The sequence below is a fragment of the Rhodanobacter sp. UC4438_H5 genome, from assembly GCF_052978405.1.
Window position 1 is genome coordinate 1,955,697 of the sequence record NZ_CM129672.1, and the last position, 26,581, is coordinate 1,982,277.

Annotated in this window: 25 protein-coding genes; all 25 read right to left on the minus strand. The window is 68.7% G+C overall.

Annotation, left to right across the window (positions count from 1 at the left end; all coding sequences use genetic code 11):
* Positions 1 to 104 precede the first annotated feature (104 nt).
* Positions 105 to 2,198 (minus strand): flagellar biosynthesis protein FlhA, encoded by a 2,094-nt coding sequence (flhA, locus tag ACVCL9_RS09330; protein WP_395119807.1) that lies wholly within the window; start codon positions 2,196 to 2,198, stop codon positions 105 to 107.
* 12 nt (positions 2,199 to 2,210) lie between these two features.
* Complete coding sequence (gene flhB / locus ACVCL9_RS09335) at positions 2,211 to 3,350, minus strand: flagellar biosynthesis protein FlhB (protein WP_395119808.1); 1,140 nt, start codon at positions 3,348 to 3,350, stop codon at positions 2,211 to 2,213.
* A 4-nt stretch (positions 3,351 to 3,354) separates the two neighbouring features.
* Complete coding sequence (fliR, locus tag ACVCL9_RS09340; RefSeq protein WP_395119809.1) at positions 3,355 to 4,122, minus strand: flagellar biosynthetic protein FliR; 768 nt, start codon at positions 4,120 to 4,122, stop codon at positions 3,355 to 3,357.
* Positions 4,119 to 4,388, minus strand: a complete 270-nt coding sequence (gene fliQ / locus ACVCL9_RS09345; RefSeq protein ID WP_395119810.1) for a flagellar biosynthesis protein FliQ — start codon at positions 4,386 to 4,388, stop codon at positions 4,119 to 4,121. Before fliQ ends, fliR begins: the two co-directional genes overlap by 4 nt.
* A 967-nt stretch (positions 4,389 to 5,355) precedes the next feature.
* Positions 5,356 to 6,084, minus strand: coding sequence for a flagellar type III secretion system pore protein FliP (gene fliP / locus ACVCL9_RS09350; RefSeq protein ID WP_395121227.1), 729 nt, complete (start codon positions 6,082 to 6,084; stop codon positions 5,356 to 5,358).
* Positions 6,085 to 6,098: 14 nt separating this feature from the next.
* Complete coding sequence (locus tag ACVCL9_RS09355; protein ID WP_447099564.1) at positions 6,099 to 6,611, minus strand: FliO/MopB family protein; 513 nt, start codon at positions 6,609 to 6,611, stop codon at positions 6,099 to 6,101.
* A 7-nt stretch (positions 6,612 to 6,618) separates the two neighbouring features.
* Positions 6,619 to 6,963: a flagellar motor switch protein FliN gene (gene fliN, locus ACVCL9_RS09360; protein WP_395119812.1), complete on the minus strand. Its 345-nt coding sequence runs from the start codon at positions 6,961 to 6,963 to the stop codon at positions 6,619 to 6,621.
* The gene (fliM, locus tag ACVCL9_RS09365) at positions 6,960 to 7,976 is read right to left on the minus strand and encodes a flagellar motor switch protein FliM (RefSeq protein WP_395119813.1); all 1,017 of its coding nucleotides are present in this window, start codon (positions 7,974 to 7,976) and stop codon (positions 6,960 to 6,962) included. Before fliM ends, fliN begins: the two co-directional genes overlap by 4 nt.
* A 15-nt stretch (positions 7,977 to 7,991) precedes the next feature.
* A complete protein-coding gene (locus tag ACVCL9_RS09370; protein WP_447098338.1) occupies positions 7,992 to 8,486 on the minus strand; it encodes a flagellar basal body-associated FliL family protein in 495 nt (164 codons plus the stop codon).
* A 359-nt stretch (positions 8,487 to 8,845) separates the two neighbouring features.
* A complete protein-coding gene (locus ACVCL9_RS09375; RefSeq protein ID WP_447098337.1) occupies positions 8,846 to 10,006 on the minus strand; it encodes a flagellar hook-length control protein FliK in 1,161 nt (386 codons plus the stop codon).
* A gap of 82 nt (positions 10,007 to 10,088) precedes the next feature.
* The gene (gene fliJ / locus ACVCL9_RS09380; protein ID WP_447098336.1) at positions 10,089 to 10,511 is read right to left on the minus strand and encodes a flagellar export protein FliJ; all 423 of its coding nucleotides are present in this window, start codon (positions 10,509 to 10,511) and stop codon (positions 10,089 to 10,091) included.
* A complete protein-coding gene (gene fliI / locus ACVCL9_RS09385; RefSeq protein WP_447098335.1) occupies positions 10,508 to 11,875 on the minus strand; it encodes a flagellar protein export ATPase FliI in 1,368 nt (455 codons plus the stop codon). Before fliI ends, fliJ begins: the two co-directional genes overlap by 4 nt.
* Before the next feature lie 207 nt (positions 11,876 to 12,082).
* Positions 12,083 to 12,730 carry a flagellar assembly protein FliH gene (locus ACVCL9_RS09390; protein WP_447098334.1) on the minus strand — a complete coding sequence of 216 codons (648 nt, stop codon included), beginning with the start codon at positions 12,728 to 12,730 and terminating at the stop codon, positions 12,083 to 12,085.
* On the minus strand, positions 12,730 to 13,719 hold the full coding sequence (gene fliG / locus ACVCL9_RS09395) for a flagellar motor switch protein FliG (protein WP_395121229.1): 990 nt from the start codon (positions 13,717 to 13,719) through the stop codon (positions 12,730 to 12,732). The genes ACVCL9_RS09390 and fliG overlap by 1 nt, the downstream gene beginning before the upstream one ends.
* Before the next feature lie 16 nt (positions 13,720 to 13,735).
* Positions 13,736 to 15,442 (minus strand): flagellar basal-body MS-ring/collar protein FliF, encoded by a 1,707-nt coding sequence (fliF, locus tag ACVCL9_RS09400; RefSeq protein ID WP_395119819.1) that lies wholly within the window; start codon positions 15,440 to 15,442, stop codon positions 13,736 to 13,738.
* A 44-nt stretch (positions 15,443 to 15,486) separates the two neighbouring features.
* Positions 15,487 to 15,813: a flagellar hook-basal body complex protein FliE gene (fliE, locus tag ACVCL9_RS09405; protein ID WP_447098333.1), complete on the minus strand. Its 327-nt coding sequence runs from the start codon at positions 15,811 to 15,813 to the stop codon at positions 15,487 to 15,489.
* Between the two features lie 193 nt (positions 15,814 to 16,006).
* Entirely contained in the window at positions 16,007 to 17,431 is a 1,425-nt protein-coding gene (locus tag ACVCL9_RS09410; RefSeq protein ID WP_447098332.1) for a sigma-54 dependent transcriptional regulator, read from the minus strand.
* Between the two features lie 383 nt (positions 17,432 to 17,814).
* Positions 17,815 to 18,372 (minus strand): PilZ domain-containing protein, encoded by a 558-nt coding sequence (locus tag ACVCL9_RS09415; protein ID WP_447098331.1) that lies wholly within the window; start codon positions 18,370 to 18,372, stop codon positions 17,815 to 17,817.
* A gap of 210 nt (positions 18,373 to 18,582) precedes the next feature.
* On the minus strand, positions 18,583 to 18,885 hold the full coding sequence (locus ACVCL9_RS09420) for a flagellar protein FliT (RefSeq protein WP_447098330.1): 303 nt from the start codon (positions 18,883 to 18,885) through the stop codon (positions 18,583 to 18,585).
* Complete coding sequence (gene fliS, locus ACVCL9_RS09425) at positions 18,886 to 19,293, minus strand: flagellar export chaperone FliS (RefSeq protein ID WP_447098329.1); 408 nt, start codon at positions 19,291 to 19,293, stop codon at positions 18,886 to 18,888.
* Between the two features lie 31 nt (positions 19,294 to 19,324).
* A complete protein-coding gene (fliD, locus tag ACVCL9_RS09430) occupies positions 19,325 to 20,719 on the minus strand; it encodes a flagellar filament capping protein FliD (protein ID WP_447098328.1) in 1,395 nt (464 codons plus the stop codon).
* Between the two features lie 65 nt (positions 20,720 to 20,784).
* Positions 20,785 to 22,230 (minus strand): flagellin N-terminal helical domain-containing protein, encoded by a 1,446-nt coding sequence (locus ACVCL9_RS09435; RefSeq protein ID WP_447098327.1) that lies wholly within the window; start codon positions 22,228 to 22,230, stop codon positions 20,785 to 20,787.
* Positions 22,231 to 22,361: 131 nt separating this feature from the next.
* Complete coding sequence (gene flgL / locus ACVCL9_RS09440) at positions 22,362 to 23,564, minus strand: flagellar hook-associated protein FlgL (RefSeq protein ID WP_447098326.1); 1,203 nt, start codon at positions 23,562 to 23,564, stop codon at positions 22,362 to 22,364.
* Between the two features lie 2 nt (positions 23,565 to 23,566).
* On the minus strand, positions 23,567 to 25,441 hold the full coding sequence (gene flgK, locus ACVCL9_RS09445; RefSeq protein ID WP_447098325.1) for a flagellar hook-associated protein FlgK: 1,875 nt from the start codon (positions 25,439 to 25,441) through the stop codon (positions 23,567 to 23,569).
* Positions 25,442 to 25,513: 72 nt separating this feature from the next.
* Entirely contained in the window at positions 25,514 to 26,575 is a 1,062-nt protein-coding gene (gene flgJ, locus ACVCL9_RS09450) for a flagellar assembly peptidoglycan hydrolase FlgJ (RefSeq protein ID WP_395119829.1), read from the minus strand.
* Positions 26,576 to 26,581: the final 6 nt, after the last annotated feature.

Genomic DNA, 26,581 nt, shown 5'->3' on the forward strand with positions numbered 1-26,581 from the left:
CGTCGCGCTCGACAGCACGCGGCCTTCGCGATTTCCCATTCCCGATTTCAGTTTCGTGTGCGCGCATTTCCTATTCCCTATTCCCTATTCCCGGCGTTGGGGCGCTAGCGCCCCAGCGCTTGTACCAATCGCACCCGACGGTTGTCGGGCACCTCGTTGTAGGCCAGTACGTGCAGGTTCTGTGCCACATGGCGGGTGAAGCGCGCGAGCCATGGCCGCAGCGGTGGCGCAACCAGCAATACCGCGGGTTCGCCGCTCATCTCCTGGCGCCGCGCGGCGTCGGCCACGCTCTGCTGCAGGCGGTCGGCCAGGCCCGGTTCCACCGCGGCTCCGGCCACGCCGCCGCCGCCGGAAAGCGAGCCGAGCAGGATCTGTTCGAGCTCCGGCGCCAGCGTGATCACCGGCACCTCGGTACCCAGCCCGGTGATCTCCTGCACGATCTGCCGGCCCAGCGCGACGCGCACGGCGGCGGTCAGAACGCCGGGATCCTGACTCTGCCCGGCGTGCTCCGCCAAGGATTCGACGATGCTGCGCATGTTGCGGATCGGCACCCGCTCGGCCAGCAGGTTCTGCAGCACCTTGACCACCACGCCCAGCGACAGCCGCTTGGGCACCAGGTCCTCGACCAGCTTCGGCGCGTTGGCGGCGAGCCGGTCCAGCAGTTGCTGCACGTCCTGGTGGCTGAGCAGTTCGTGCGCGTGGCCCTGCAGGATGTGCGACAGATGCGTGGCGATCACCGTGGCCGGGTCGACCACGGTATAGCCGTAGCTTTGCGCCAGCTCGCGCTGGCCGCTCTCGATCCACACCGCCTCCAGCCCGAATGCCGGGTCCTGCGTGGCGATGCCCTGCAAGGTGCCGTGCACCTGGCCCGGATTGATCGCCATCAGGCGGTCGTTGTGCACCTCGGCCTCGCCCATCGGCACGCCCATCAGGGTGATGCGGTAGGTGTTGGGGCCGAGGTCCAGGTTGTCGCGGATATGCACCGCCGGCACCAGGAAACCGAGTTCCTGCGACAGCTTGCGGCGCACCGACTTGATCCGCCCCATCAGCTCGCCGCCCTGGTGGGTGTCGACCAGCGGGATCAGCCGGTAGCCCACTTCCAGGCCCAGCGGATCGACGCTGGCCACGTCCTCCCAGCCCAGCTCCAGCCGCTCGGTCGGTGCGGCCGCCACCGGCGCCTCGGCTACCGACTCGGCCAGCCGCTCGCGCGTCTCGCGCTCGCGCTTGAACAGCAGCCAGGCGATGCCGCCGCAGATGCCGCCCAGCAGCAGGAAGGCCACGTTCGGCATGCCCGGGATCACGCCCATCACGCCCAGCACCACCGCGGCCACCGCCAGCGCGCGCGGCTGGCCGAACACCTGGCCGATCACCTGCTTGCCCATGTCCTGCGATTTGGACACGCGCGTGACGATCACCGCCGCGGCCACCGACAGCAGCAGCGCCGGCACCTGCGCCACCAGGCCATCGCCGATGGTGAGCAAGGTGTAGGTGCGCGCCGCCTCGCTGGCGGACAGGCCGTGCTGCATCACGCCGACGAAGAACCCGCCGACGATGTTGATGAACAGGATCAGGATGCCGGCGGTGGCGTCGCCGCGCACGAACTTCGAGGCGCCGTCCATCGAGCCGTAGAAGTCCGCCTCCTCGCGCACTTCCTGGCGCCGCTCGCGCGCCTGCTCCTGGGTCAGCAGGCCGGCGTTGAGGTCGGCGTCGATCGCCATCTGCTTGCCGGGCATGGCGTCCAGGGTGAACCGCGCGGTCACCTCCGATACGCGGGTGGCGCCCTTGGTGATCACCACGAAGTTGATCACCACGATGATGGCGAACACCACCAGGCCCACGGCGAAATTGCCGCCGATGACGAACTCGCCGAATGCCTCGATCACCTTGCCGGCGGCGCCGGGGCCGTCGTGGCCGTGCAGCAGCACCACGCGGGTGGAGGCGATGTTGAGCGCCAGCCGCAGCAAGGTGGCCATCAGCACCACGGTGGGGAACGCGGCGAACTCCAGCGGCCGCATCACGTAGACCACGGCCAGCAAAATCACCAGCGACAAGGCGATGTTGAAGCTGAACAGGATATCCAGCAAAAACGGCGGCATCGGCAGCATCAGCATGCCCAGCATCGCCAGCACGATCACCGGCGCGCCAACACCCCGTCGCGCGAGGTGTCTGAAATTGCCCAGTACGTCTGCACCCGTCATCGTTTTGACTCGTCACGCATCGCGGTAGGGGCCCATCAGGTCAGGATCGACCTCGGGGTTGGGTGCGGCCGGCGGGCTCTCGCCCTGCGCCGCGGCTTGCTTGAGCTGGTAGACCCAGGCAAGCACCTGGGCCACCGCGACAAACAGCGAAGCGGGGATTTCGCGGCCCAGTTCAGTCGTTGCATACAAGGCACGTGCCAACGGCGGCGCTTCCACCACCGGGATGCGGTGGCTGGCCGCCACCAGGCGGATCTGCGCGGCCAGCACGTCGACGCCCTTGGCGATCACCCGCGGCGCGCCCATGCGGCCATCGTCGTAGCGCAGCGCCACCGCGAAGTGGGTGGGATTGACCACCAGCACGTCGGCGCGGGGCAGGTCCTCCATCATGCGGCGGCGCGCCTGCGCCTGCTGCACCTGGCGGATGCGCCCCTTCATCTCGGGGTTGCCCTCGCTCTCCTTCATCTCGTCCTTGATTTCCTGCTTGGTCATGCGCAGGTTCTTCGCGTGGTCGAACTTCTGGTACAGCGCATCGATCGCACCGATCAGCGCCAAGATCACGCCGAACCACAACGCGGCACGCCCGAGCAGCCCGATCGACTGCGCGATGCCGGCCGCCACCGAGCCGCGCCCGGTGGCCTGCAGTTCGCCCTGCCAGTGCTGCAGCACCAGCGCCAGCACGCCACCGATGAACAACAGCTTGAGCAGTGCCTTGCCCAGTTCCACCAGGCCGCGCAGCGCGAAGATCTTGCCCAGCCCCTTGATCGGGTCGAGCCGCTCGAACTTCGGTTGCAGCGCCTCGGTGCTGAAGTTCAACCCGCCCAGCAGCAGCGGCCCGGCCAGCGCGGCCAGCAAGGTGGCGATGGCCACCGGCGCGAACAGCAGCAGCGCCTCGTGCATCGCCGCGTGCAGCGCACTGCCGGCCAGCGCGTCGGTGAACAGCGCATCGCGCGAGTAGCCCAGGCCCAACGCAAAGATGCGCCGCGCATGCTCCAGGCCGCTCTGCCCGCTGCCCATCAGCGCCGCCACGCCGGCCAGCACCACCAGCGCGCCGGACAGGTCGCGCGATCGCGGAACCTCGCCCTTCTCGCGCGATTCGCGAAGTTTCTTTTCTGTCGGTTGTTCGGTTTTTTCCTGGTCGCTGTCGTCGGACATGGCGTCAGCTCCCCATCAATTCGCGCATCAGCGACCAGGCATCACCCTGCAACGCCTGGAACGCGCCGGGCAGGCTGCGCAGCGACAACCACAAGGCGATGAAGCCCAGCGACACGGTGATCGGAAAGCCCACCGCAAACAGGTTCATCGACGGCGCCGCGCGGCTGATCGCGGCAAAGCCGATGTTCACCACCAGCAGCGACGTCATCGCCGGCAAGGCCACCCGCACCGCACCGGCAAACAGCTCCGTGCCGAACGCCACCACCGCATGCAACGCATTGGCGCTGACCGCCGGCGTACCCGGCGGCAGGGCATGGAAGCTGTCGGCCAGCAGCGCGATCAGCTGCAAATGGCCGTCCATCACCAGGAACAGCAAGGTCACCAGCAACAGGTAGAACTGGCTCAGCACGGTGGACTGCCCGGCACCCGGGCTGACCACCTGGGCAAAGCCCAGGCTCATGCTCTGTGCCACCAGCTCGCCGCCGAACGACACCGCCTCGAACACCAGCTTCAGCACGAAACCCACCATCGCACCGATCACCACCTGCCCCGCCAGCGTAGCCACGCCCGCGCCGCTCAATGGATCGATCGTGGTCGGCGCCAGCGGTGCCAGCACCAGCGAGAGCACCACCACCACGCCCACGCGGATGCGCGCCGGGATCACCGTGGAGCTGAACACCGGCGCCACCAGGCACAGCCCGCTGACCCGCCCCAGCGACCAGAACAGGCTGCCCAGCCACGCCGGGAGCTGCGCCAGATCCAGCGCAGTCATCTGATCGCGCCCGGCAGGCTCTCGATCAGCTGCGTGGTGAACTGCACCAGCAGGCGCAGCATCCACGGCCCCGCCACCAGCGCCACCAGCGCCATCGCGATCAGCTTGGGGATGAAGCTGAGCGTCATCTCGTTGATCTGCGTCGCCGCCTGGATCACGCCGATGAGCAGGCCCACCGCCAGCGCGGTGAGCAGCAGCGGCGCGGCCACCAGCATCGCCACGTAGAGCGCATGCTGGCCGAGTTCCATGATGGATTCGGGGGTCATGGACGGGGTCCTGCGGCGTGGTTCGCCGATGGCGCGACTCGCTTCGCCCCTGTAGGAGCGTGCTCGCGCGCGATGCTCTTGGTTCCAGCCAAGGCGAAGAGCGGCTGATCGCCTGCACCTGTAGGAGCGCACCTTGTGCGCGATGTTTTTGCCCTTGGTGGGGGTGCAATCAAAAGCAAGAGCGGTCGATCGCCTTCGGCGACCGAGTCACTTTTCTCTTGCGTGGCCGAGAGAAAAGTAACCAAAAGAGAAGGCCACCCCGCTTGGCGCTTGTTGGGCATCCTGCCCAACAAGTCCGTGAGCCGGGGCCGGGCTTTTCGACAGGGCATCCTGCCCTGGCGAAAAGGAGTCGACATCCCTGTCGACTCCCGCTGCGCGGCCTGTCGTCCCCGACTCACCGCCGCACAGGGGCCCCGGGAGAGCAGCGGGCCATCGTGGCCCGCACTCGGTGATAAAGCGGAAAAGCAAAAACCAGAGCCGGAGCCAGAGCAGATCCCAGGTTCGCCGCAGCGCTGCTCTTGATCTGGCCGTTCTGAAAAGTGCGGGCCAGGATGGCCCGCTGCTCTACCCGGGGCCCCTCTGCAGCGGCGGGCGGGCGTAGGAAAGCCCGCAGGGTGGTTCGCATGGATGCGAACCAGTTTGGCGTCAGGGCAGGATGCCCTGTCGACAAACCCCGTAGCCCGCACGCGGACCTGATGGACAGGATGTCCGTCAGGCGCGAAAGCGGGGTGGCCTTTCTCTTTGGTTACTTTCTCTTGACTCCGGGCATCCATGCCCTCCGCCCTTCGGGCCAGCTTCGCTGTTCGCGCACGCTCCTGCGTGCGCGTGGCCACGCAAAGAGAAAGTGACTCGGCTGCCGCAGGCAGACGAAAGCTCTTGCCTTTGAATGCAACAAGCGCAAGAGCATCGCGCACAGGGTGCGCTCCTACAAAGTAGCCAGAGCCCACGGCGGTCGGCGAACACGCGCTCACGTGTAGAAACTCCCGGCCAGTGTCCCCAGCAACAGCGTCCAGCCATCCACCAGCACGAACAGCATGATCTTGAACGGCAGCGAGATGATCATCGGGGAGACCATCATCATGCCCATCGACATCAGCACGCTGGCCACCACCAGGTCGATGATCAGGAACGGGATGAACAGCAGGAAGCCCATCTGGAACGCGGTCTTCAGCTCGCTGGTGAGGAACGCCGGCATCGCCACCTTGAACGGCACGTCGGCCTTGCTGGCATAGGGCTTCTCCTTGGCCAGGCGGGTGAACAGCTGAAGGTCGGCGTCGCGGGTCTGCTCGAGCATGAAATGCTTGAACGGTGCGGAGGCCGCCGGCAGTGCCTGCTCGGCGGTGATCTGGCCGTCCATGTAGGGCTTGATGCCGTCGTCGTAGGCGCGGGTGAGCACGGGCGACATCACGAACAGGGTGAGGAACAGCGCCAGCCCCAGCAGCACCTGGTTGGGCGGCGTGGACTGCGTGCCAAGCGCCTGGCGCAGGAAGCCGAGCACGATGATGATGCGGGTGAACGAGGTCATCATCAGCGCGATCGCCGGCAGCAGCGTCAGCGCCGTCATCAGCGCCAGCATCTGCAGCGACAGCGTCCAGCTCTGGCTGCCGTCGGCGGCCGGTTGCACGTTCACCAGCGGAATGCCCGGCGTGGCCGCCAGGGTGGCCAGCGGCAACAGCAGCAGCGCGCCGCCGATGATCCAGTGCCGCGCGCTCACGAGCGCACCTTCAGTCGCGCCAGCAAATCGCCGAACACGGGTTTGAGCGGCTCGTTCGATGCCGCCGGAACGATGTCGCGCGGCGCTTCGCCGTCGTAGACATGCAGGGTGCGCATGCCACCGGGGCCGGTGCCGATCAACAGCCGCTTGCCGTCCGCGTCCAGCAGCAGCAGGCGCTCGCGCGCGCCCACGGCGAACGATTCCACGCAGCGGATGCGCCGCCCGCCGCCGCCCGGCCGACGCTGCAACCGACGCGTCACCCAACCGGCGACGAGAATCATCGCGATGATCGCCACCAGGCTGACGATCACCCGCAGCAGTTCGCCGCCCACGTTGATGTCGGCGGCGGGCAACGCTGCCGGCGCCAGGGCCGCGACAATCCGATTCCCGATTGACTCGCCGCATCGGCGGCTCGCCCTGCGGGTCATCGGCTGCGCCGATGTTCGCTCCGGCATCCTGCCTGCGCGATCCGGTTTCACTGTCCTGAGCCTGTCGAAGGGCGAATTCACGGCGCTGTCACCGCAACTTGCGCACGCGCTCGGCGGGGCTGATCACGTCGGTCAGGCGGATGCCGAACTTCTCGTTGATCACCACCACCTCGCCGTGCGCCACCAGGGTGCCGTTGACGAACACGTCAAGCGGCTCGCCGGCGGCGCGGTCCAGTTCCACCACCGAGCCCTGGTTGAGCTGCAGCAGGTTGCGGATGCTGATGCGGGTGCGACCGACTTCCATCGCCAGGGTCACCGGCACGTCGAGGATCATGTCGAGGTTGACGTCGCCGCCATCGGCCGCGGCCCCGTGCAGGGCATCGAATTGAACGCGCTCGCCGGCATCGGCGAAGGCATCTGCAGACTGGTTCATGAGAGGTTCTTCCGGGTGGAGGGATCGGTGGCTGCCTGTCGCTCGCGACGACCGGCCGGGACATGGAAACGCACGGCGTTGCGGCCGTTGGACTGGCCGTAGCGGCCGCGGAAAACCGGCACGTCCTCGGCATACACGGTGGTCAGCTCGGGCAGCTGCACGGGGATCACGTCGCCGGGGCGCAAGTGCAGGAACTGGCCCAGGCTCAGCTGCGCCTCCAGCAGCAGCGAGCTCACGTCGACCTCGGCGTCGAGCACTTCCTCGCGCAGCATCTCGGCGAAGCGGTCGTCGCCATCCATGCGGTCGCTCTGCACGCCGGCGTCGAGCAGGGTGCGGATCGGTTCGACCATCGCGTAGGGCATGGTCAGGTGGACTTCGCCGCCGCCGCCGTCCAGTTCGACGTGGAAGCGCGACACCACCACCGTCTCGGTGGGACTGACGATGTTGGCGAACTGCGGATTGATCTCCGAGTTGAGGTACTCGAAGTTGAGCGCCAGCACCGGCGCCCACGCCTCGGCCATCGCACCGAACAGTTCGGCGAGCATGATCTGGATCACGCGATTCTCGGTCGCAGTGAAGTCGCGGCCCTCGATGCGCGCGTGGAAGCGGCCGTCGCCGCCGAAGAAATTGTCGATCACGGTGAACACCAGGCGCGGCTCGAACACCACCAGCGCGTTGCCGCGCAGCGGCTTGATGCGCACCATGTTCAAGTTGCTGGGCAGCGCCAGGCCGTGCACGTACTCGGCGAACTTCACCATCTTCACGCCCAGCACCGAGACCTCGCAGGTCTTGCGCAGCACGCCGAACAGCGCGGTGCGGAAGAACCGCGCGAAGCGGTCGTTGACCATCTCCAGCGTGGGCAGGCGGCCGCGCACGATGCGGTCCTGCTGGGTAAAGTCGTAGCTGATCACCGCATCCGGCGGCAGCGGTTCGTCGCTGCCGGTGGCCACCGTGCCGCCGGTGACGCCATCCATCAGCGCATCGATTTCGTCCTGGGAAAGCAGGTCGCTCATGGCCGTGGCTCCCGCCTACTGGATCACGAAGCTGGTGAAATACAGCGCGTCGATGCCCGGCCGGCCGAGCCGCTTGCCGACCACCTTGCGCACCTCGGCCAGCGCGTCGGCCTGCAGCTTCTCGCGGCCGGCGGTCTCGCTGACCGTCTCGAATTTCTGGCTGCTGAACAGCGACACCAGCCCGTCGCGCAGGATCGGGTCGACGTCCTTGGCCACGCCGATCGCGGCCTGGTCGTGCGCCATCAGGGTCACGCCCACCTGCAGGTAGCGCAGCGCATCGCCGTCACGCAGGGTGACCACGAACGGCGGATCCATGGCCAGGAAGATCTCCGGCTTGTTCGCCTCCGCCTTCGCCTGCTTGTCCGACCCGGCGCGATGCGATTGCCAGTAGTAGCCGCCGCCGGCCAGCGCGACGAGCAGCACCGCCACGATTCCGATCAGCAAGGGCGAACGCCGGCTCGGTACCAGCTCTTCGTCTTCCACTACCTCGGGTGCTTCGTCGTCGCTCATGGAGAATCTCGTGTGGGGATCGGGGCTGCCGTCGCCGGCTTGCGAGATGGAAAGCAATCCGCGTGCCATCACAAATACATGTTTTTATTCATGCATTTGCATGATTTTCGGGGCTGGGCGGCGCTTTCTTGACGCGCGCCGGGACGGCGGCGCGGCGCCATCCCGACGGGGTGTCTGCGGCGCTCCTGCGAAAAATGGGCGGCGCGCCACGCTTGTTCGCGGAAGTGCAAACCGCGCGGATCGGGATTCAGGCGTAGGGCGGGCACCGCCCGCCGGCTCTCGTCGCGCCATCCCGCACCGCCATGGCGATGCGGGATGGCCAAAGCCGGCGGGCGGTGCCCGCCCTACGCGGGAGCGCTTCAGGCGAAGGCGTCGACGAGCCCGAGCTGGGTCAGCGGGACGGTCTGGCCGGGGCCGGTGACTTCGTCGATGGCGGCGATCTCGTCGCCCTGTCCGCGATGGCCGGCCTGGCCGCCGCGATCGTGCTGGCCCACGTCGGCGTGGCCGAGCGACAAGCCGTGGCGGGCGAGCATCTGGTCGAGCTGGGGCAGAGCCTGCTGCACGGCAGTGACGGCGCCGGGATGCTGGGCCTGCAACACCACGTCGACACGGTTGTGCTGCACGCTGATCTTCAGGTCGAGCGAACCCAGCTCTTCCGGATGCAGGCGGATGCGCGCCTGCTTGACGTCATGGCCGACGAACCAGGCCAGCTGCTGGCCCAGCTCCTGCGCGAAGGCGTGTGCAGGGGCCACCGGCACCGGCGCGGCAGTCGGCGCCACTGTCGCCGCGGTCTGGGTGATGACGGGCGCCGCGCCGGGGGCGGGGTCGAGTCGCACCGTTTCGCGGGTGGCGTCCGGGTCGAGCTTCAGCAGTTCGGCGGCAGGGACGGTGGTGGTCGCGGCCATGACGGCGGGGTCGACGGCAGGCGCGGCGGGCGCGGCGTTTGCTCCGGCCTGGCCGAGCGCGGCAAGCCCGGCCTGTGCGGCGGCCAGCCGTGCCGCCGTGGCGTCGACGATGCCGGCCGCGACGCTGCCGGCAGGTGCGGCGGGATGGACTGGCGCGGGAGCGATCAAGGCAAGCATCGCTTCGACCAGGGCAGTGGCGCCCGTATCGGTGTCGTCGTCCTTGCCACCGGCGGGTTCGACGGTGACCACGTCGGCAATCGCCTTGGGCGGTGGCGGTGGCGGCGGCGCCGCGACCGGCAGCGTGGGAGCGGTGGCGTCGGCAGCCGGCGGCGGCGTGACAGCGTCGCGCGATGTATCCAGGCGAGCGGCGGCGGACCACAGCTGCGCGTCCGGCCCCTTCGGCGAGGGATCGTCGCGACGGTCGCGCCCCGGGTCCGGGCCGCGCTGCGGGCGCGCATCGTGCGCATCGCGGGCGGGGGAACCGCCCTGCCCGCGCGCGTCCTGCAGGCGCTGGTGGAACGGTGCCGTGCCCGGCGACTCCGGCGTACCCGTGTTCGCAGCCGTCTTCGCGGCGACCGTGGAAGCGGACAACGATCCGACGTGGGTGGCAGTCATGGCATGAAGGCTCCTGGCGGGACAACACGGCCGCGCGGAGACGCAGGCACGTGGCCGAGGCGGGATCGGCGGGCGCGACGCATCACGGCCGCCGGTGCTGGAAACGTTCGTCGAGCTCGGCCTGCTCGCGGCGTTCCTCGGCGCGGCGCTCGTTCTCGACGTGATGGGCGACCACGCTGTCCAGCGCGCTCTCGCGGGCGTGGCTGTGGGTCCAGTCCGCGCGCACCAGCTCCAGCTGGCGCTGCTGGCGGGCGACCTCGGCCACCTGCTGGGTGATCGCCTGGTCGATGCGCTGCACGAAGGCCTGCCGATTGAGCATGGCGCTGACGGTGGAGGCGGCGTCGCCGCCGTTGGCGTATTCGTCGCGATAGCGATGCAGTTCGCTCAGCTGGTGTTCGGCGCGCGCCAGCTGCTGCTGCTGCGCGGCGAAACGGGCCAGCGCATCCTCGCTGCGCTGGCGGGCCTGGTCCACGGCCGGCTGCAATCGTTCGGCGCGGGAACTCATTCATGCACCTGTTCGGCCAGCACGGCCAGGCGTTCGATGGCCTGGTCGAGGGTGATCGGTTCATCCACTTCCTGCTGCAGGAACGCACGCAGTTGCGGCCACATCTCGATGGCCAGGTCCACCTGCGGGTCGGAGCCCTTCTGGTAGGCCCCCACCGCGATCAGGTCGCGTTGCTGGCGATAGGCCGAATAGACCTGGCGGAAGCGCTGCGCGCTGCGCATGTGCTCGCGCGTGGCGACCGCCGGCATCACGCGGCTGATCGAGGCCTCGATGTCGATGGCCGGGTAATGGCCGGCTTCGGCCAAGTCGCGCGAGAGCACGATATGGCCGTCCAGGATCGCGCGCGCCGCATCGGCGATCGGGTCGTGGCGATAGTCGTCGCCCTCGGTGAGCACGGTGTAGAACGCGGTGATCGAACCCTTGCCGTCGGCATCGTTGCCGGCACGCTCGACCAGCGCCGGCATCATCGCGAACACCGACGGCGGATAACCCTTGGTCGCCGGTGGCTCGCCGATCGCCAGCGCGATCTCGCGCTGCGCCTGGGCGTAGCGGGTGAGCGAATCCATCAGCAGCAGCACGCGCTGGCCGCGGTCGCGGAACCACTCGGCGATCGCGGTGGCGTACTGCGCGCCGCGCAGGCGCTTGAGCGGCGGCGCGTCGGCCGGCGCGGCGACGATCACCGCGCGGCGGCGGCCTTCCTCGCCCAGCGTGTGTTCGACGAACTCCTTCACTTCGCGGCCGCGTTCGCCGATCAGCCCCACCACCACCACGTCGGCGTTGGTGTATTTGGTCATCATGCCCAGCAGGGTGGACTTGCCCACGCCGGAGCCGGCGAACAGGCCCAGGCGCTGGCCACGGCCGACGGTAAGCAGCGCATTGATCGCGCGCACGCCGGTGTCCAGCGGGGTGTCGATCGGCTTGCGCGCCATCGGGTTGATCGGCTCGGCCTTGAGCGCAGCCTGCTCGTCCGATTCCAGCGGACCGTGCCCGTCCAGCGGCACGCCGTCGGCACCGATCACGCGGCCGAGCAGGCCCGCGCCCACCGGCAGGCCGCCGCTGCGCGCGCACGGGCGTACCCGCGCATTCGGCAACACGCCGTGCATGTCGCCCACCGGCATCAGCAGCAGGCGCTCGTCGGCGAAGCCGACCACTTCGGTATCCAGCGTGGCGCCGTCGGCGGTGTCGACCAGGCAACGCGCGCCCAGCGCGGCCTCGCAACCCTCGGCCTCCAGGGTGAGGCCGACCACCCGACGCAAGCTGCCCTCGACCACCAGCGTGCGCGCGGTCTCGGCGAGACTGCGCCGCCGTGCCAGCTTCTGCTGCCACGTCTGGCGGCGTGCGGCGATGGCGGATTCAGGCGTCATGGACGGGAACGAGGAGTGAGGAGTGAATGGTGGGAAGTGAGAGGGGGTTGTCGCCATCGGATGGCGTCGGTGATCCTGCCGTCATCCCGGCGAAAGCCGGGACCCAGCGCCTTTCCGGTGCTTCGGAGACGCTGGGTTCCAGCTTTCGCTGGAACGACGAAAGGGAGTTTCCGGCGGGGTGCGGGGGGCGGTGACGGGAGACAGGACTCATGCATCGCCCTCCCCTGCTGCAACAACCTCGTCACCGGCGTCGTCGCCGAGCACGGCATCGACCACCGCGGCCAGGCGGGCATCCACCCGCGCATCCAGCCGCGAGCGCTCGCTTTCCAGGCGGCAGTCGCCGCGCGCCAGGGCGGGATCGGCGAGCAGTTGCCAGTGGCTTTCGACCGCGCCGAGGTCATGCAGCAGGGCCAGGTCGTCCGGGTGCACGTGCACGCGCAGCTCGCGGGCGGCGGCGGGCAGCGCGGTCGCGGCCTGGCGCACGGCTTGCACGATCAGCTCGGGGGAGAGTTTCAATTCGCGCACGATGACCCGGCGCGCGATCACCGTGGCCAGCCGCGCCAGTTCCTTCTCGACCTGTTCGTCGAGCGACTGCAGCGGACGGGCGACGGCGTCGCACAGCGCTGCGAGTCGGGCCAGCTGCTCGCGCACCTGTTGCTGGCCGGCAGCCAGCCCTTCGGCGTGGCCGCTGGTGAAGCCTTCCGCCCGCGCCTGCTGGTGCAGCGCCTCCAGCTCGCGCACGGTCGGTTGCGGGGCCGGCGGATCGGTCGCGCGGCGATGCGGGTGATCGTTGCCGACCTCGGGCAGTTCCCAGCGCCGGAAGTCCTGTGCCGCGTGGTGGAACACGGCGACCATCAGACGAACTCATCCCCGCCGCCGGCGAGGCTGAGCTGGCCGGCGTCGGACAGCTTGCGGGCGATGCCGAGCACTTCCTTCTGCGCCGCGTCGACTTCGCTCAGGCGCACCGGGCCCTTCACTTCGAGGTCGTCGCGCATCATGTCGGCGGCGCGCTTGGACATGTTGGCGAAGATCTTTTCGCGGATCTCCGGCTCGGCGCCCTTCAGCGCGGTGACCAGGGTGGCCGAGGGCACTTCGCGCAGCAGCACCTGCATGCCGCGGTCGTCCAGCTCCACCAGATCCTCGAACACGAACATCAGGTCTTCGATCTTCTCGCCCAGCGTTTCGTCCTGGCTGCGGATGGCCGACATCAGCTCGGCCTCGCGGCTGCCTTCCATCGCGTTGAGGATGTCGGCGGCAGCCTTCAGCCCGCCGACGCTGGCGGACTTGAGTTTCTTGGAGCCGCCGGAGAACTGGCGCTCCATGATTTCGTCCAGCTCGTTCAGCGCATGCGGCTGCACGCCGTCGAGCGTGGCGATGCGCATCACCGCGTCGGAACGCACGCGCGGCGGCAGGTAGCCGATCACCTCGGCGGCCTGGTCCGGTTCCAGGTGCGCCAGCACCAGCGCGATGATCTGCGGGTGCTCCTGGTTGATCATCTCGGCGATGGCGCGGCTTTCCATCCACTTGAGCGATTCCAGGCCCTTGCTGGAACGCCCGAGCAGGATGCGGTCGATCAGGCCGCCGGCCTTGGTCTCGCCCAGCGCGTTGACCAGGATCTTGCGGATGTATTCCTCGGTGCCCACGCCGAGCGAGGTCTGCCGCCCGATGTCCTCGTCTAGCTTGTCCAGCGCCTTGGTCACGTGTTCGCGGCTGACACTGGTCAGCGCGGCCATCGCGGTGCCGATGGTCTGCACGTCGCGGGCGCTGAGGTGCTTGAGCACCTCGGCGGCGTCCTGCTCGCCCAGAGTCAGCAGCAGGATCGCCGCACGCTGGGCACCGGTGATCGGCGCGTCATGTTGGTTAGTTGCCATCTTCGCTTACCCAGTTCCTCACGACCTGCGCCACTTGCCTGGAGTTTTCGCCGACCAGGCGGCGAGCCTGGCCGATGCGTTGTTCGTACTCGAGCGCGGGCGTGGCACCGGCAAGCCGCGCCGGTTGGCCATCGGCCTCCGGCTCATCGGCCACGCGTACCGAAATCTGCGGCCTCGGCGCGGGCAGCGCCTTGGCATTGGATGTGCCGCGCGTCACGCCGCGCAGCAGCGGGCGCAGCAGGCCGAACGCCACCAGCAAGGCGATCAGCACGCCGATGCCCTGCTTGATCAGATCCATCGCGCCGGGGCGCTCCCACAGCGGCGGCTCGGGCAGCGCCTCGGGCGCCACCGGGCGCTGGAACGGCTGGTTCACCACGCTCACGCTGTCGCCGCGCGCGGCGTCGAAGCCCACCGCGTTCTTGGTCAGTTCGGTCAGCCGCTCCAGTTCCTGCGCGGTGAACGGCACGCCGGCGGGAGCCGCACCGGCGGCGCTGCCGGCGGTGGCCGGCCCCTTGTCGGCGAGCTTGTTGTCCAGCACCACGGCCACGGTGAGCCGGGCCAGTCGTCCGGCCGGGTCGCTGATGTGGCTGATGGTGCGATCGAGTTCGAAGTTGCGCGTGGCGCTGCTGGACACGTCGCCGCTGGCCACCGTGGCGCTGGATGCGGCGGCGGACGGGTTCGCCTTGCCGGCATCGGGGTTGGCCGCGGTGGGCTGCGCCACCAGGCTGGGCGGCTGGTTGCTCAGTGCGCCGGGGATGCCGCCGCCCGCGGCACCGCCGCCGCGCCGCTCGCTGCTGGTCTGCTCGCTGCGCAGCGCCGGGTGATCGTGGCCGTAGGTTTCGGTGGCCTTTTCCGACTGGCTGAAATCGAGATCCGCATACACCTGCGCGCGCACGCGGCCGGGGCCGACCAGCGGGGTGAGCAGCTCCTCGATGCGCTGCGCGTAGGTGTTCTCGATGCGCGTGGCCATGCGCAGGCGATCGTCGCCGACGGCGGCCGGGCTGCTCGGATCGGTGGTCAGCAACTGGCCCTGCTGATCGACCACCGACACCTCCCGCGCGTCGAGCCCGGGCACGCTGGAGGCGACCAGGTGCACGATCGCGGCGACCTGGCCGGCATCGAGCTGGCGGCCGGGATAGAGCGTGACCAGCACCGAGGCGCTGGCTTCGCGGTTGTCGCGGATGAACGCCGACGGCTTGGCCATCGCCAGGTGCACGCGCGCGGCGCGCACCGACTGCAGGCCGCCGATGGTGGCGCTGAGATCGCTCTCCAGCATCTGCTGGTAGCGGGTGCGTTCGGCCAGGTCGCTCATGCCGAACGGCGAATCGGACGCCGGCATCACGCTGCTGGTGGCGCTGCCGCGCGGCAGGCCCTTGCTGGCCAGCTTCAGGCGCAGGCCGGCCAGGTCGGCGGCCGGTGCCATGATCGAGGAGCCGTCCGCACTCAACTGGAACGGCGTGTTGCCCGCCTGCAGCTCCTGCGCCACCGCGGCGGCGTCCTTCTGGTCGAGCCCGGCATACAGCAGGCCGTAGTTCGGCCCGCGCGACCACAGCACCACCGCCACGCCCAGCGCCACCGCCGCAGCGATCGCCACCAGCAGCAGCATCTGGCGCGCGGCCGGGCTGCGGGCGATCTGCTTGAAGGGGTCCGGTCGCGCCGCGTCGTTGTCGCGGGCTGCGATGGCGTTGTCGGCCATGGTGTTGCTCGTGTGGGGTAAGCGGGGTCAGCGAGGCGCCGGGATCAGACCGGCATGTTCATGATTTCCTTGTACGCATCGACCATCTTGTTGCGCACCTCGACCATCGTGCGCAGCGACAGATCGGCCTTCTGCACCGCGATCATGGTGCGGCCCAGGTCCGCGCCCGGATCGCCGCGCTCGAAGCTGGCGGCCATGCGGCCCGCTTCCATCTGGTTGCGTCCGACCGCCGACACCGACTCCTTCAGCAGCGTCGAGAAATCGGCCTGCCCCGCCACCGGCGCGGCCTTGGCCACCGCCTGCGGCGCGCGCACCTGCGCCGTCATCTGGCGCATCTGGGACAGCAGGTTGTTGACGTCGATTGTGCTCATCGCGGTGCGTCCTCATGACGTATTCCCGACGCGTGGCGGGGTTTCGAGGGGGTGGTTGCAGGAGGCGTGCCAGTGGGGGTGGGAATAGGGAATAGGGAATCGCAAGTGCAAAAGCTGCTGCGTCCGCCTTCGAGTTTTCCTATTCCCTATTCCCTATTCCCTATTCCCTATTCCCTATTCCCTGTTCCCTGCCCTAGGCGGCCAGGCTGCTCTGCAGCCCGTACTTGCGCAGTTTTTCGACCAGGGTGGTGCGTTGCATGTGAAGCAGGCGGGCGGCGTGGGCGACGACGCCGCCAGTGGCGTCCAGTGCCTGGCGGATCAGGCCGACTTCGATGTCGGCCAGGTGATCCTTCAGGTCGAGGCCTTCTTCCGGCAGCAGGCGTTCGGATTCGCCGGCCGGTTGCAGCGCAATGCCGGCGATCGCGTGCTCTTCGCTCATCATCGCCAGCGCCGTGGCGCCGTGTTCGTCGCCGACCAGCGGGGCGCCGCGGTATTTCGCCGGCAGGTCGCTGCTGCGCACTTCGCCGTGCGGGAACAGGATCGCCATGCGCTCGACCAGGTTGGACAGCTCGCGCACGTTGCCCGGCCACGGGTAGGCGCGCAGCGACTGCATCGCGCCGCTGCTGAAGCGCACCACGCCAAGGCCACGGCGGGTGCCGCGCAGGTTGAATTCGGCGATCAGCGCGGGCAGGTCGTCCAGCCGCTCGCGCAGCGAGGGCAGCTCCAGCGGGAACACGCTGAGCCGGTAATAGAGATCCTCGCGGAAGCGGTCCTCGGCGATCGCCTGCTCCAGGTTGCGGTGGGTGGCGGCGATGATGCGCACGTCGCAGTGCAACGTCTTGTTGCCGCCGACGCGCTCGTAGGCGCGCTCCTGCAGCACGCGCAGCAGCTTCACCTGCATCGGCAGGCTCATGTCGCCGATCTCGTCGAGGAACAGGGTGCCGCCCTCGGCCATCTCGAAGCGGCCCTTGCGCGCACTGATCGCGCCGGTGAAGGCGCCCTTCTCGTGGCCGAACAGCTCGCTTTCCAGCAGCTCGGGCGGGATCGCGCCGCAGTTGATCGCCACGAACGGCTTGCCGCGGCGCGGGGAATGTTCATGGATCGCGCGGGCGACCATCTCCTTGCCGGTGCCCGATTCGCCCAGCACCAGCACGTTGGAATCGAACGGCGCGACCTGGCGGATCAGGCCATTGACGCGCACCATCGGCGCGGAGTCGCCGACAAAACGCAGCCCGCCGGAGCGGCCGCCGAGCAATCGCGCGTACACGTTGCGCATCGCCTCGGTGAGCTTCTCGTAGCTGAGCGGGAACGACAGCGTGGCCACGCGGCCGGCGAACGGCGACTTGGCCGCACCCAGGCGCTGCGCCCAGGGCGAATCCTCGGCCAGCAACACGGGGATGTGGGCGGCGCTGGCGCCGAGCAGGGCAAACTGCCGCTCGGCCTCGGCCACGTCGTCGATGCCGCCGACGTAGACCGCGCGCCACGCATGGGAAGATTCGTCGGTGTGCACGCATTGCGCGCCGTGCTGCGGGTGGTAACCAAGGAAGTGGAGCGCCGACATCACCGCATTGACTCGCGCCGCATCGGATTCAATCACCAGAAAATCGAACTGCTGCATCTCTCTCTCCGTACTGCATCGTTGGCTGACCAACTTCCGGCATAGCCATTTTTCGTCACCGCCAGCGATTCGTCGCCGGGCTGATGAACCGGTTGCAACAAGGAGGCCAGTTTCCGGCGCGCTCGTGCCGACAAAATGACGCACGCCGGAAGCCGGCGGCGTGAAAATTCCTCTGCACGGTCGAGCTGAGTGCCGTAACTCACTGACGCGACACGGAACGCCGAAAACGTTTCCATAACCGGGCGTTATCCAGCACCAACATTTGTGCTGGCCCCGCTGCGAGTGCTGTAGGAGATTTCCGACACACGAGCTTGCCGATCTGCGAACTGGGTCACATGAGTCGACGGCGGCGTCGCTGGCACGACCGGTCGCCGGGCCCGGGTTCACCCGGGCAGTTGGCGCGCTTCTGCCACTTTGCGTCGGTGATGGCGAAAAACGAGGCGCTCAATTGCGTCACCCAGCGCCTCGTTCACCGTGGGAAAACGCACGAAGGTTCGACCATCGTCTAATGGCATTTCGCGCAGCGCGGGCAGCTCCAGCGGCAGGCTGCGGCAGTGGTCGAAACGCAGGCTGAGCAGCACCGCGTCGCCGGGCAACGGCAGCTCCGCGCCGAGCACCGCGCCGCGCGCGTTGAAGCGCACCAAGTGCCGTGCCGGCAGGGTGTCTGCCGGCACCAGCAGGCGATCGACGATCTCCACCAGCGCGGTGAGCTTGGCATCCATGCGGCGGATTTCCAGCATCAGCGGATTGTCGTCGTCGGCCGACTCCACGCGGCGCTCTTCCAGGGCGGCGATGGCAGCGAGGGCATTGCCGTTGCTTTCGGCCAGGGCCTGCGCCCGGGCCTGCGGCAGCGGCCAGACCAGCGGCTCCACCGCCACGTGCAGCAGCTCCTCGATGCTCACCCGCTGCTCGAACTCGTTCCATCCGGAGTTACCCATCATGCAGCCCTCCCCGTCGGCCGAAGTCGCCGTTCCCGCTCCATCTTAGGGCAACGCCGACCCGGTATCGCCGGCGTCATCACCTCGTCATTCCGGTCGAGGCCCACCCGTGCACGCCGACGCGCATCCGCAGGAGCGCGCCCTGTGCGCGATGCCTTCGCCGGCTTGACGAAAGGCATCGCGCACAGGGTGCGCTCCTGCAAATGCGGGGGTTCAGGGCTGCGCGTACGCCGCGATGGCGCGGGCGCGGCCGCGCTCCTGCTGCCACTGGCGGGCGACCGCGTCGCGCGCCTGGCCCAGCAGGGCCTGCAACTGGCGGTCGTAGGCGAGGATCTGGCCCAGCTGGGCCTGGCTGACCACGTCGCTGCCGTGCTGGCGATGCACCAGCGGCGCACGTGCCTCTTCCAGCTGCAGCAGCTGCTGCCAGTCTTCCTGGCGGGCGGCGGCAAGCATCGCGCGGGTGATGACCAGCGCGCTGGTCAGCGCCGAGGTGGCGGCAGCGGGCGACGGCGACACTTACGCGCCCGCCACGCGGCCGGCCGGGGCCGGGGCGATCTGCACCCAGCTGTCGCGCACCTGCTGCATCAGGCGGCTGACCTCGTCGATGATGCCGGCGTCGTCGCGCAGGTTGGCCTGCAGCAGGCGGCGGCTCATGTACTCGTAGAGCGAGTCGAGGCGGTCGACCAGGGTCGGGTCGGCCTTGCGGTCGAGCGCATCGCGCAGGCCGCCGATGATCTCGATGCAGCGGCTGATGGTTTCGCCCTTGGGCCCGGTCTCGCCGCGCATCATGTGCGCGCGGGCCTTCACCAGGCGCTCCAGCGCGCCATCCATCAGCAGCGTGATCAGGCCATGTGGGTCGGCCGACTCCACGCCGCCGTGCGAACGAACCTGCTGATAGGCGCCTGCGCCGTAACCGAATCCCATGATCGTCTCCTGGCCCCTTGGGGCGAACTGCCTACTTCTTGTTGGTGTTGTTCAGCGCGTCGAACTGCTGCTGCAGATAGCTGCTGGTGCTGTTGAGCTTGCTCATCAGCGTGTCCAGCGCGGTGAACTGCGCCTGGTAGCGCGCGGTGAGGTCGGCCATGCGGCTGTCCAGCGTGGCCTGCTGGTCTTTCAGGCTCTTCAGCTGCTGGCTGATGCTGTCGGTGCGGCCGGCCAGGGTGCCGCTGCTGCCGACCCACTGGTCGAGCTGGCTGTTGATCTGCGCGGCCAGGCCTGTATCGCCGCCGAACAGCTGGCCCGCGAGCTTGCCGCCATCGCTCATCGCCTGGGTCAGCTTGTCGTTGTCCAGCTTCAGCGTGCCGTCCACTTGCAGCGAAATGCCCAGCGCGGCCAAGGAGGTGCCGTTGGCGCTGCCGCCAATCAGCCGCGACAACGTGCTGTTGATGCCGTTGATGGTGGCGTCGCCGATCATCGCGCCGGCGGTGCCGCTGGTGGCGTCGTACTTGGTCAGGTTCTGGTAGATCCCCACGAAGCTGTTGTAGGTGTTGACCAGGTTGCTCAGCGCACCGCTGCCCTTGCTGGGGTCGTTGGCCACGGTCAGCGTGCTCTCGCCCACCTTGACCAGGTTGAGCGTGAGGCCGTCGATGGCGCTGCTGATGCTGTTGCCGGCGCTGTGGCCGGCCAGGCCGTCGATGCTGTACTGCGCGTCCTGTGCGGCGGTGATGACGGTGAGCGCGTTGCCGCTGGCGGCGGCCGCGTCGTAGTTGAGCGCGGCCAGGTTGCCGTCGCCGCCACTGCTGCTGACGACAAAGCCGTTCGCCGCGCCGGTGCGGGTGCCACTGAGCACCAGGTGGGCACCGTCGGTGCCGGTGACGATGGTGGCGCTGACGCCGGGGTTGTCGCTGGCCTTGTTGATGGCGTCGCGAACCTGGGCCAGCGAGTTGTTGCTGTCGTCCAGCTGCAGATTCATCGACTGCCCGTCGACCGTGAAGGTCAAGGTGCCGGTGCCGAGCTTGGCACTGCTGTCGGCGTACGCGCCGGAGGTGGCCTTCAGCGAGGTGGCCAGCTGGGTCACCTCCACCTTGTAGCTGCCGCCGACCGGGTTGCCTGAGGCGCTGGCGCCGAGCACATCGGTGTCGCCGCTGGTCACCGTGCGCGCGTTGAAGGCGCTGCCGTCGGTGATCGAGGCCATGGCCGACTGCAGAGCGGAGAGCGCGGCACCGATCTGGCCCAGGCTGGACAACTGGGTGTTGGCCAGGGCGGCCTGGTTGGTGATCTGGTTCTGCTGCGGCGCCTTTTTGGCGGCCACCAGCTTGTCGACCAACGTGGCGACATCCAGGCCGGAACCCACGCCCATGGAGGTAAGCAAACCCGTGGTGGGTGTGGTGGAGCCTACCGTGATAGCCATGGACGTCGATTCCTGTAATGAGGGAAACGGCCGCGGGCTGTCCGCGGCCGTTCCGGGTCAAGCAGTTACTGCAGGAGCTTCAACACGCTCTGCGTGGTGGCGTTGGCCTGCGCCAGCACCGAGACGCCGGCCTGCTGCAGGATGTTGGCGCTGGACATGTTCGCGGTCTCCGCGGCGAAGTCGGCATCCTGGATCTGGCTGCGCGACGCGCTCAGGTTCTGCGAGATGGTCTGCAGGTTGGCGATGGTCGAGGTGAAGCGGTTCTGCACCGCGCCCAGGTCGCTGCGCATGGAGCTGATGGTGGTCAGCGCCGAGTCGATGCGGCTGATGGTGGCGTTGGCACCGGCCACCGACCTCACGTCGGCGCTGGCCAGGTCACCGCCGATGCCGTTCGTGGCGCTGAACCCGAGGACGCCGGTACCCTTGGCGCCGCCGACCGTGAGCGCTTCCTGCGAGGCCAGGTGCAGCACACCCGTCTTTGCGTCGGCGTAGGCCGACACGCCGGCGATGCCCTTGGCGTTGATCGCGGCCGCCAGATCGCTGGCCGTGTTGAACGTGCCGCTGAAGGTCGTCACGGCACCCGAGCCCGCCTGCAGCGAGAAGTCGCTGCCGTCGTCGGCCAGCACCAGCGGGATTGCATCGCCAACGGCCACGCCGGTGACACCGGCGGTGGAGGCGGCGCCTTGCGTCGCCGTGCCACTGAAATTACTGAGCGCCATGGCACTGGTGCTGGCCGTATTCTGGGTGATCGTCAGGCCCGTGGTGCCGTTTGCAGTAACCGTGTACTTGCCGGCGGTGGCACCACTATCCAGCGACGCATTCACCGAGGCCGCCATGGCAGCCATGTTGGCGGAGCCAGCGGCCACGCTGACGGCGACGCCATCAAACGTGAAGCCCGCGGCCAGCGTGGCATCGGCGATTGCAACGTTGGCAACACCGGTGACTGCCGTCACTGCCGATGCGGCGGTGAACACACCCGTCGCGCTCGACGCGGAGGCGATCTGACCCACCTGCGCCGCACCCGCACCCTTGCTCAGGTTGACCGAAATCGTCTCGCCGACGTTGGCGCCGATCTGGAACGCGGCGGAACCGAAGCTGCCGTCCAGCACGTGGCGGCCGTTGAAGGTGGTCTGCTGCGAGATGCGGGTGATCTCGGCCAGGCGCTGCTGCACTTCGGCATCGAGCGCGGCGCGATCGGAGTCGGAGTTGGTGGCGTTGGCGGACTGCACGGCCAGCGTACGGATGCGCTGCATGTTGTTGGTCACCTCGTTCAGCGCCGACTCGGTGGTCTGCGCCAGCGAGATGCCGTCGTTGGCATTGCTGACGGCCTGGTTCAGGCCGTTGATCTGGGTGGTGAAGCGGGTCGAGATGGCGAGGCCGGCGGCATCGTCCTTGGCGCTGTTGATGCGCATGCCCGAGGACAGGCGCTCGATCGCGGTGCTCAGTTTGCTCTGCGAGGCAGCCAGGTTTTTCTGGGCATTCAGCGAGCTGATGTTGGTGTTGACGCTCATGACCATGGGAATTCTCCGAATCGAGTTGGTATGCCGACAGTGGTCGGCTCAGACAATCCGGCGGGGATTCACCATTGAATGCATCCGCCTTGTGTACTGTTTCGACCCGTCACACCAAAACTTGAGCCTTGTCAACGCAAATAGTCGAACAATTTTGAACCCTGGATTTTCGTGAACGTCTGCTGCGCGGCCTGCAGCGCAGTGGTCTGCGCACCGAGCTGGCTGATCGCGTCGTAGTAGTTCAGATCCTGCACATCGGACAACGCCGTCTTGTACTGCAAGGTGAGGTCGTCGTTGAGCGCGCCCTGCTGGGTCAGCGCGTTCATGCGCGCACCCACCATGCCGCGCGTGCGCGTGATCGAGTCCAGCGCCTGGTCGAGATTGGCGAACTGGGTGTTGATCGCGTTCTGCATGTGCGCGTCGCCACCGTTGGGCGTGCGCAGCGTGCTGATGATGTTGTCCAGCGTGGTGAACACGTCCTGCTTGCCCGAGGCGCCCAGCGCAAACGTGTCGCCGGCCGCGGGCGTGCCGCTGAACGCGACCTGCGCACCGCGGAAGGTGACGCTGCCGCCCTTGGCCGGATCGTAGCTGCCGCTGTCGAGCACGGCGCCGCCGGCATCGCGCACTTCGTACGCGTCGGCGGCGGTGAACACGATGCTGTACGCACCGCCGTCCCATGCCGACGGACTGGCCGACGGATCGCTGACGCTGCTGGCGCCGGCGACCATCGAGCCGGTGTTGGCCGCCGCGGCGCTGACCGCGAAGGTGCCGTTGCCGGTGGGGATGTCCATGAACACCGCGCTGCCGGCATCCCCGGTGGCCACCTGCAGGCCGGGGCCGGCGGCGACCATGCGCTGGCCGGCGTCGCCCAGGTAGCTGACCGAGTCGCCCGAGACAAACGGCTGCGTGCCGGTGCGGTTGCCGGCGAAGATGTATTCGCCCTGGCCGTCGGTGCTGTTGGCCTGGCCCAGCAACTGCGCGCGCAGTTGCGACAGCTCGGCGGCGATGTCGCCACGGCTGCCGTCGGTCTGGCTGCCGTTGGCCGCCTGCAGCAGCAGGGTGCGCACGCGCTGCAGCACGTTGCCGGTGTTGGACAGGGTCTGGTCTTCCAGGCCCAGCCGCGCGTTCGCCGAGGTGATGTTGCGCTGGTACTGCGCCGAGTCGGCGATCAGGTGCGACATGTCCAGCGCGCGCGCCGCGCCGACCGGATCGTCGGACGGCTGGTTGATCCGCTTGCCGGTGCTGAGCTGCGTGTTGAGATCGGACAGGTCGCTCTGCCGGCTCATCATGCTGCCGACGGACTGCTGCTGGATCCAGCTGGTGGAGACGCGCATGGTTAACTCCGCACCGCGCCGAGCAGCGCGTTGAAAATGCTGTTGGCCGTGCTGATGACCTGGGCCGAGGCCTGGTACGCCTGCTGGTAACGCACCAGGTTGGCGGCCTCCTCGTCCAGGTTCACGCCGGAGACGCTCTGCTGCGCGCCCATCGCCTGGTTGTAGACCGCGGTCTGCGTGGTCAGCTCGTCCTTGGCCAGCGCGCCGGCGCTGCCGACCTGACCGACCAGCTGGCTGTAGGCGCGACCGGTGCTGGTGACGCCGCCGTCGAGCACGCCGAGATTGGCGACCTTGCCCAGCATCAGCGCGTTGGCGTTGTCGCCCTGCGCGTTGCTGTTGGCCTTGAGGCTGAAGCTGTCGCCGGCCTGCGGCGCGCCATCGAGCTGCATGCTCCAGCCGTTGTGCACGATCGGCTGGCCGGCGGTGAAGGTCTGCGCCGGGCCACCGTCGATGCTGTAGCTGGTGGCCGAGCTGAACACGATCGAGGAGGCGTTGAACAGCGCCGGGTCGCTGCCGTCGGCGATGCTCGCTCGTGCCGTGGTGCTGCTCGCGTTGGCATTGCCGGCGGCGACCACGAACGGGGCGGCCGCGGCGATCTTGTCGGGCTGGTCGACGACCACGCCGAAGCTGGCCGCGGCATCGCGGCTGGGCTGCACGCGGAAGCTGTCGCCGGCACTGGCGCTGCCGCCGACCACCAGGCTCAGGCCCGCGGCCGTGAACGGGTCCGTGCTGGTGCCGCTGCCGCCGAGCGTCACGGCATTGCCGCTGGTGTCGCGCATGCTCCAGGCCGTGCCGTCGAAACTCAGCACGTACTCCTTGGCCGGCAGCGCGCCGAGGTCGGTGATGCTGGCCGCGACGGTGCCGCTGCCGGCATTGGTCGAGGCCCCCTGCACCGTCGGTCCGGAGGCGCTGAAGAACTGGCCGCCGACGTCGCCGTGCAGATCCACGCCCTGCGCATGCTGCGCGTTGAACGCGCTGGCCATCGCCTGCGCCGCGCGGCCGAGCTGGATCTGCGCCGGGTCGAGCACGTTGCTGCGGAAATCCAGCAGCGCGCCGAGCGCGCCGCCGCCGATGCGGCCGCTGATCACGTTGCCGCCGTCGGCGCCCACCACCTCCACGCGGGTGGCGTCGTAGACATTGGCGGCGGTGCCCAGCGCGTGCGACTCGGTGCCGGTGACCAGGGCCTGGCCGTTGCCGGCGAACACGCTGATGGTGTTGTCGTTCTGCGGCACCACGCTGATGCCCACCTCGCCGGCCAGCTTCTTGACCAGCGCGTCGCGCTGGTCGAGCAGGTCGGCCGGCGGCATGCCTTCGGTGGAGGAGAACGAGCGGATCTTCTCGTTGAGCTTGGCGATCGACTGCGTGTCGACGTTGATCGCGTCCACGGTGTCGCGGATCTGCTGCTGGATCTGCCCGGAGAGCTGGCTGAACTGGCCGGACAGCGCGCGGAAGGTGGTCGCCAGCCCACCGGCGCGGGCCAGCAGCACCTGGCGCGAGGCGGCGTCGGAGGGCGCGTTGGCCATGTCCTGCACCGCGCCGTAGAAACCGTCCAGCGACGTCTGCAAGTTGCTGCTGCCGGCCAGCTGGTTGTTGAGCTGGGCGGTCAGGCCCGCCATCGTGCTGGCACGACCCTGGCCCGAGCTGGCCGACCACAGCGAGGCGTTGAGGAATTCGCTGTAGGCACGCTGCACCGCCACCGTATTGACGCCGGTGCCGACGTAGTAGCCCGCCTGGCCCTCGGGCAGGCGCGCGCCGAACGACACCACCTGGCGGCTGTAGCCGTCGGTGTTCACGTTGGCCACGTTGTGGCTGACCGTGCTGAGCCCGATCTGCGAGGCGAGCAGCCCGGACACGCCGGTCGAAAGCATGTCAGCCATGGAACATCCTCGACGCATGGCACACCGCCCGGATCGCGCGGTGCGTGGAAACGTTAACGGCCGGAGGGGGGATCACTTGAATGCCTCCGGCTGCTGCAGCGCCGCCAGCGCCTCGCGCATCTGCGCGCTGTTGGCGATCGCCGTGATCTTGGCCACGTATGCAGGGTCCGTCGCATACCCGCCATGCACCAACCCGCGCGCGAACGCGGCGATGTTCTCGCCCTGCCCCAGCGCCTGCTGGTAACGCGGGCTGTCGGCAATCAACTGCGCGTAGTCGGCGAACGAATCGGCCGGCGAATCGTAGGCGCGGAACGCGTCGCGCCGGCGCACCGCCACGCCGTTCTCGTACTCCAGCGTGGGCACGCTGACCTTGTCGCCATCCCAGCTGCTGCCGGCCTTGATGCCGAACAGGTTGAAACTGCTGCTGCCGTCGCTGCCCTTGGGCAGGTGCTTGCCCCAGCCGGTTTCCAGCGCAGCCTGCGCCAGCAGCGCGCGCACGGAAACGCCCAGCTTCTTCGCCGCCTCGGCGGCATGCGGCGCCAGGGCGCGCACGAAGTTCACCGGGTCGCCGCCGGGAAGCCAGTGGGCGGCGGTGTCGGCCACGTCCATCGCGCCGCGGGTCATGCGGTCGACCACGTGCTGCCACGGCGAGTCGTTGTCGGCGGTCGACGGCATGCCGATCGCGCTGGCTGCGTCGTCGCCGGCAACGGGCTCGTTGCCCAGCTGCAGCAGCGCGCGCACGTGCGCGTTGCGCACATCGGCGACCGGCACCGCAAAAGGCTGCCGGGGCGCCGCGGCCGCAGCCGCCTCGCCCTTGCCGCCAAGCTGGCGCACCAGCATCTTCGCGATGCCCAGGCCGTTCTTGCCGTTGGCCAGGCTCAGCGAGAGCTGCTGGTCGAACAACTGGCGATAGGAGTCGACCTGCTCGCTGCCGGCGAGGTCGCTGCCCATGCCGGCGTTCGCCTCGCGCATGGACTTGAGCATCATCTGGGTGAAGATCGCCTCGAACTGCTTCGCCACCGCCGGCAGCGCGCTCTTGCCGCCGTCGCTGCGCGCCTGCGCACGCAGTTGCTGGAAGCCGGACAGTTCGGTCCAGGTGTCCAGCGCGGGGGAAGCGGGATTCAGCGGCGTCATGGCATC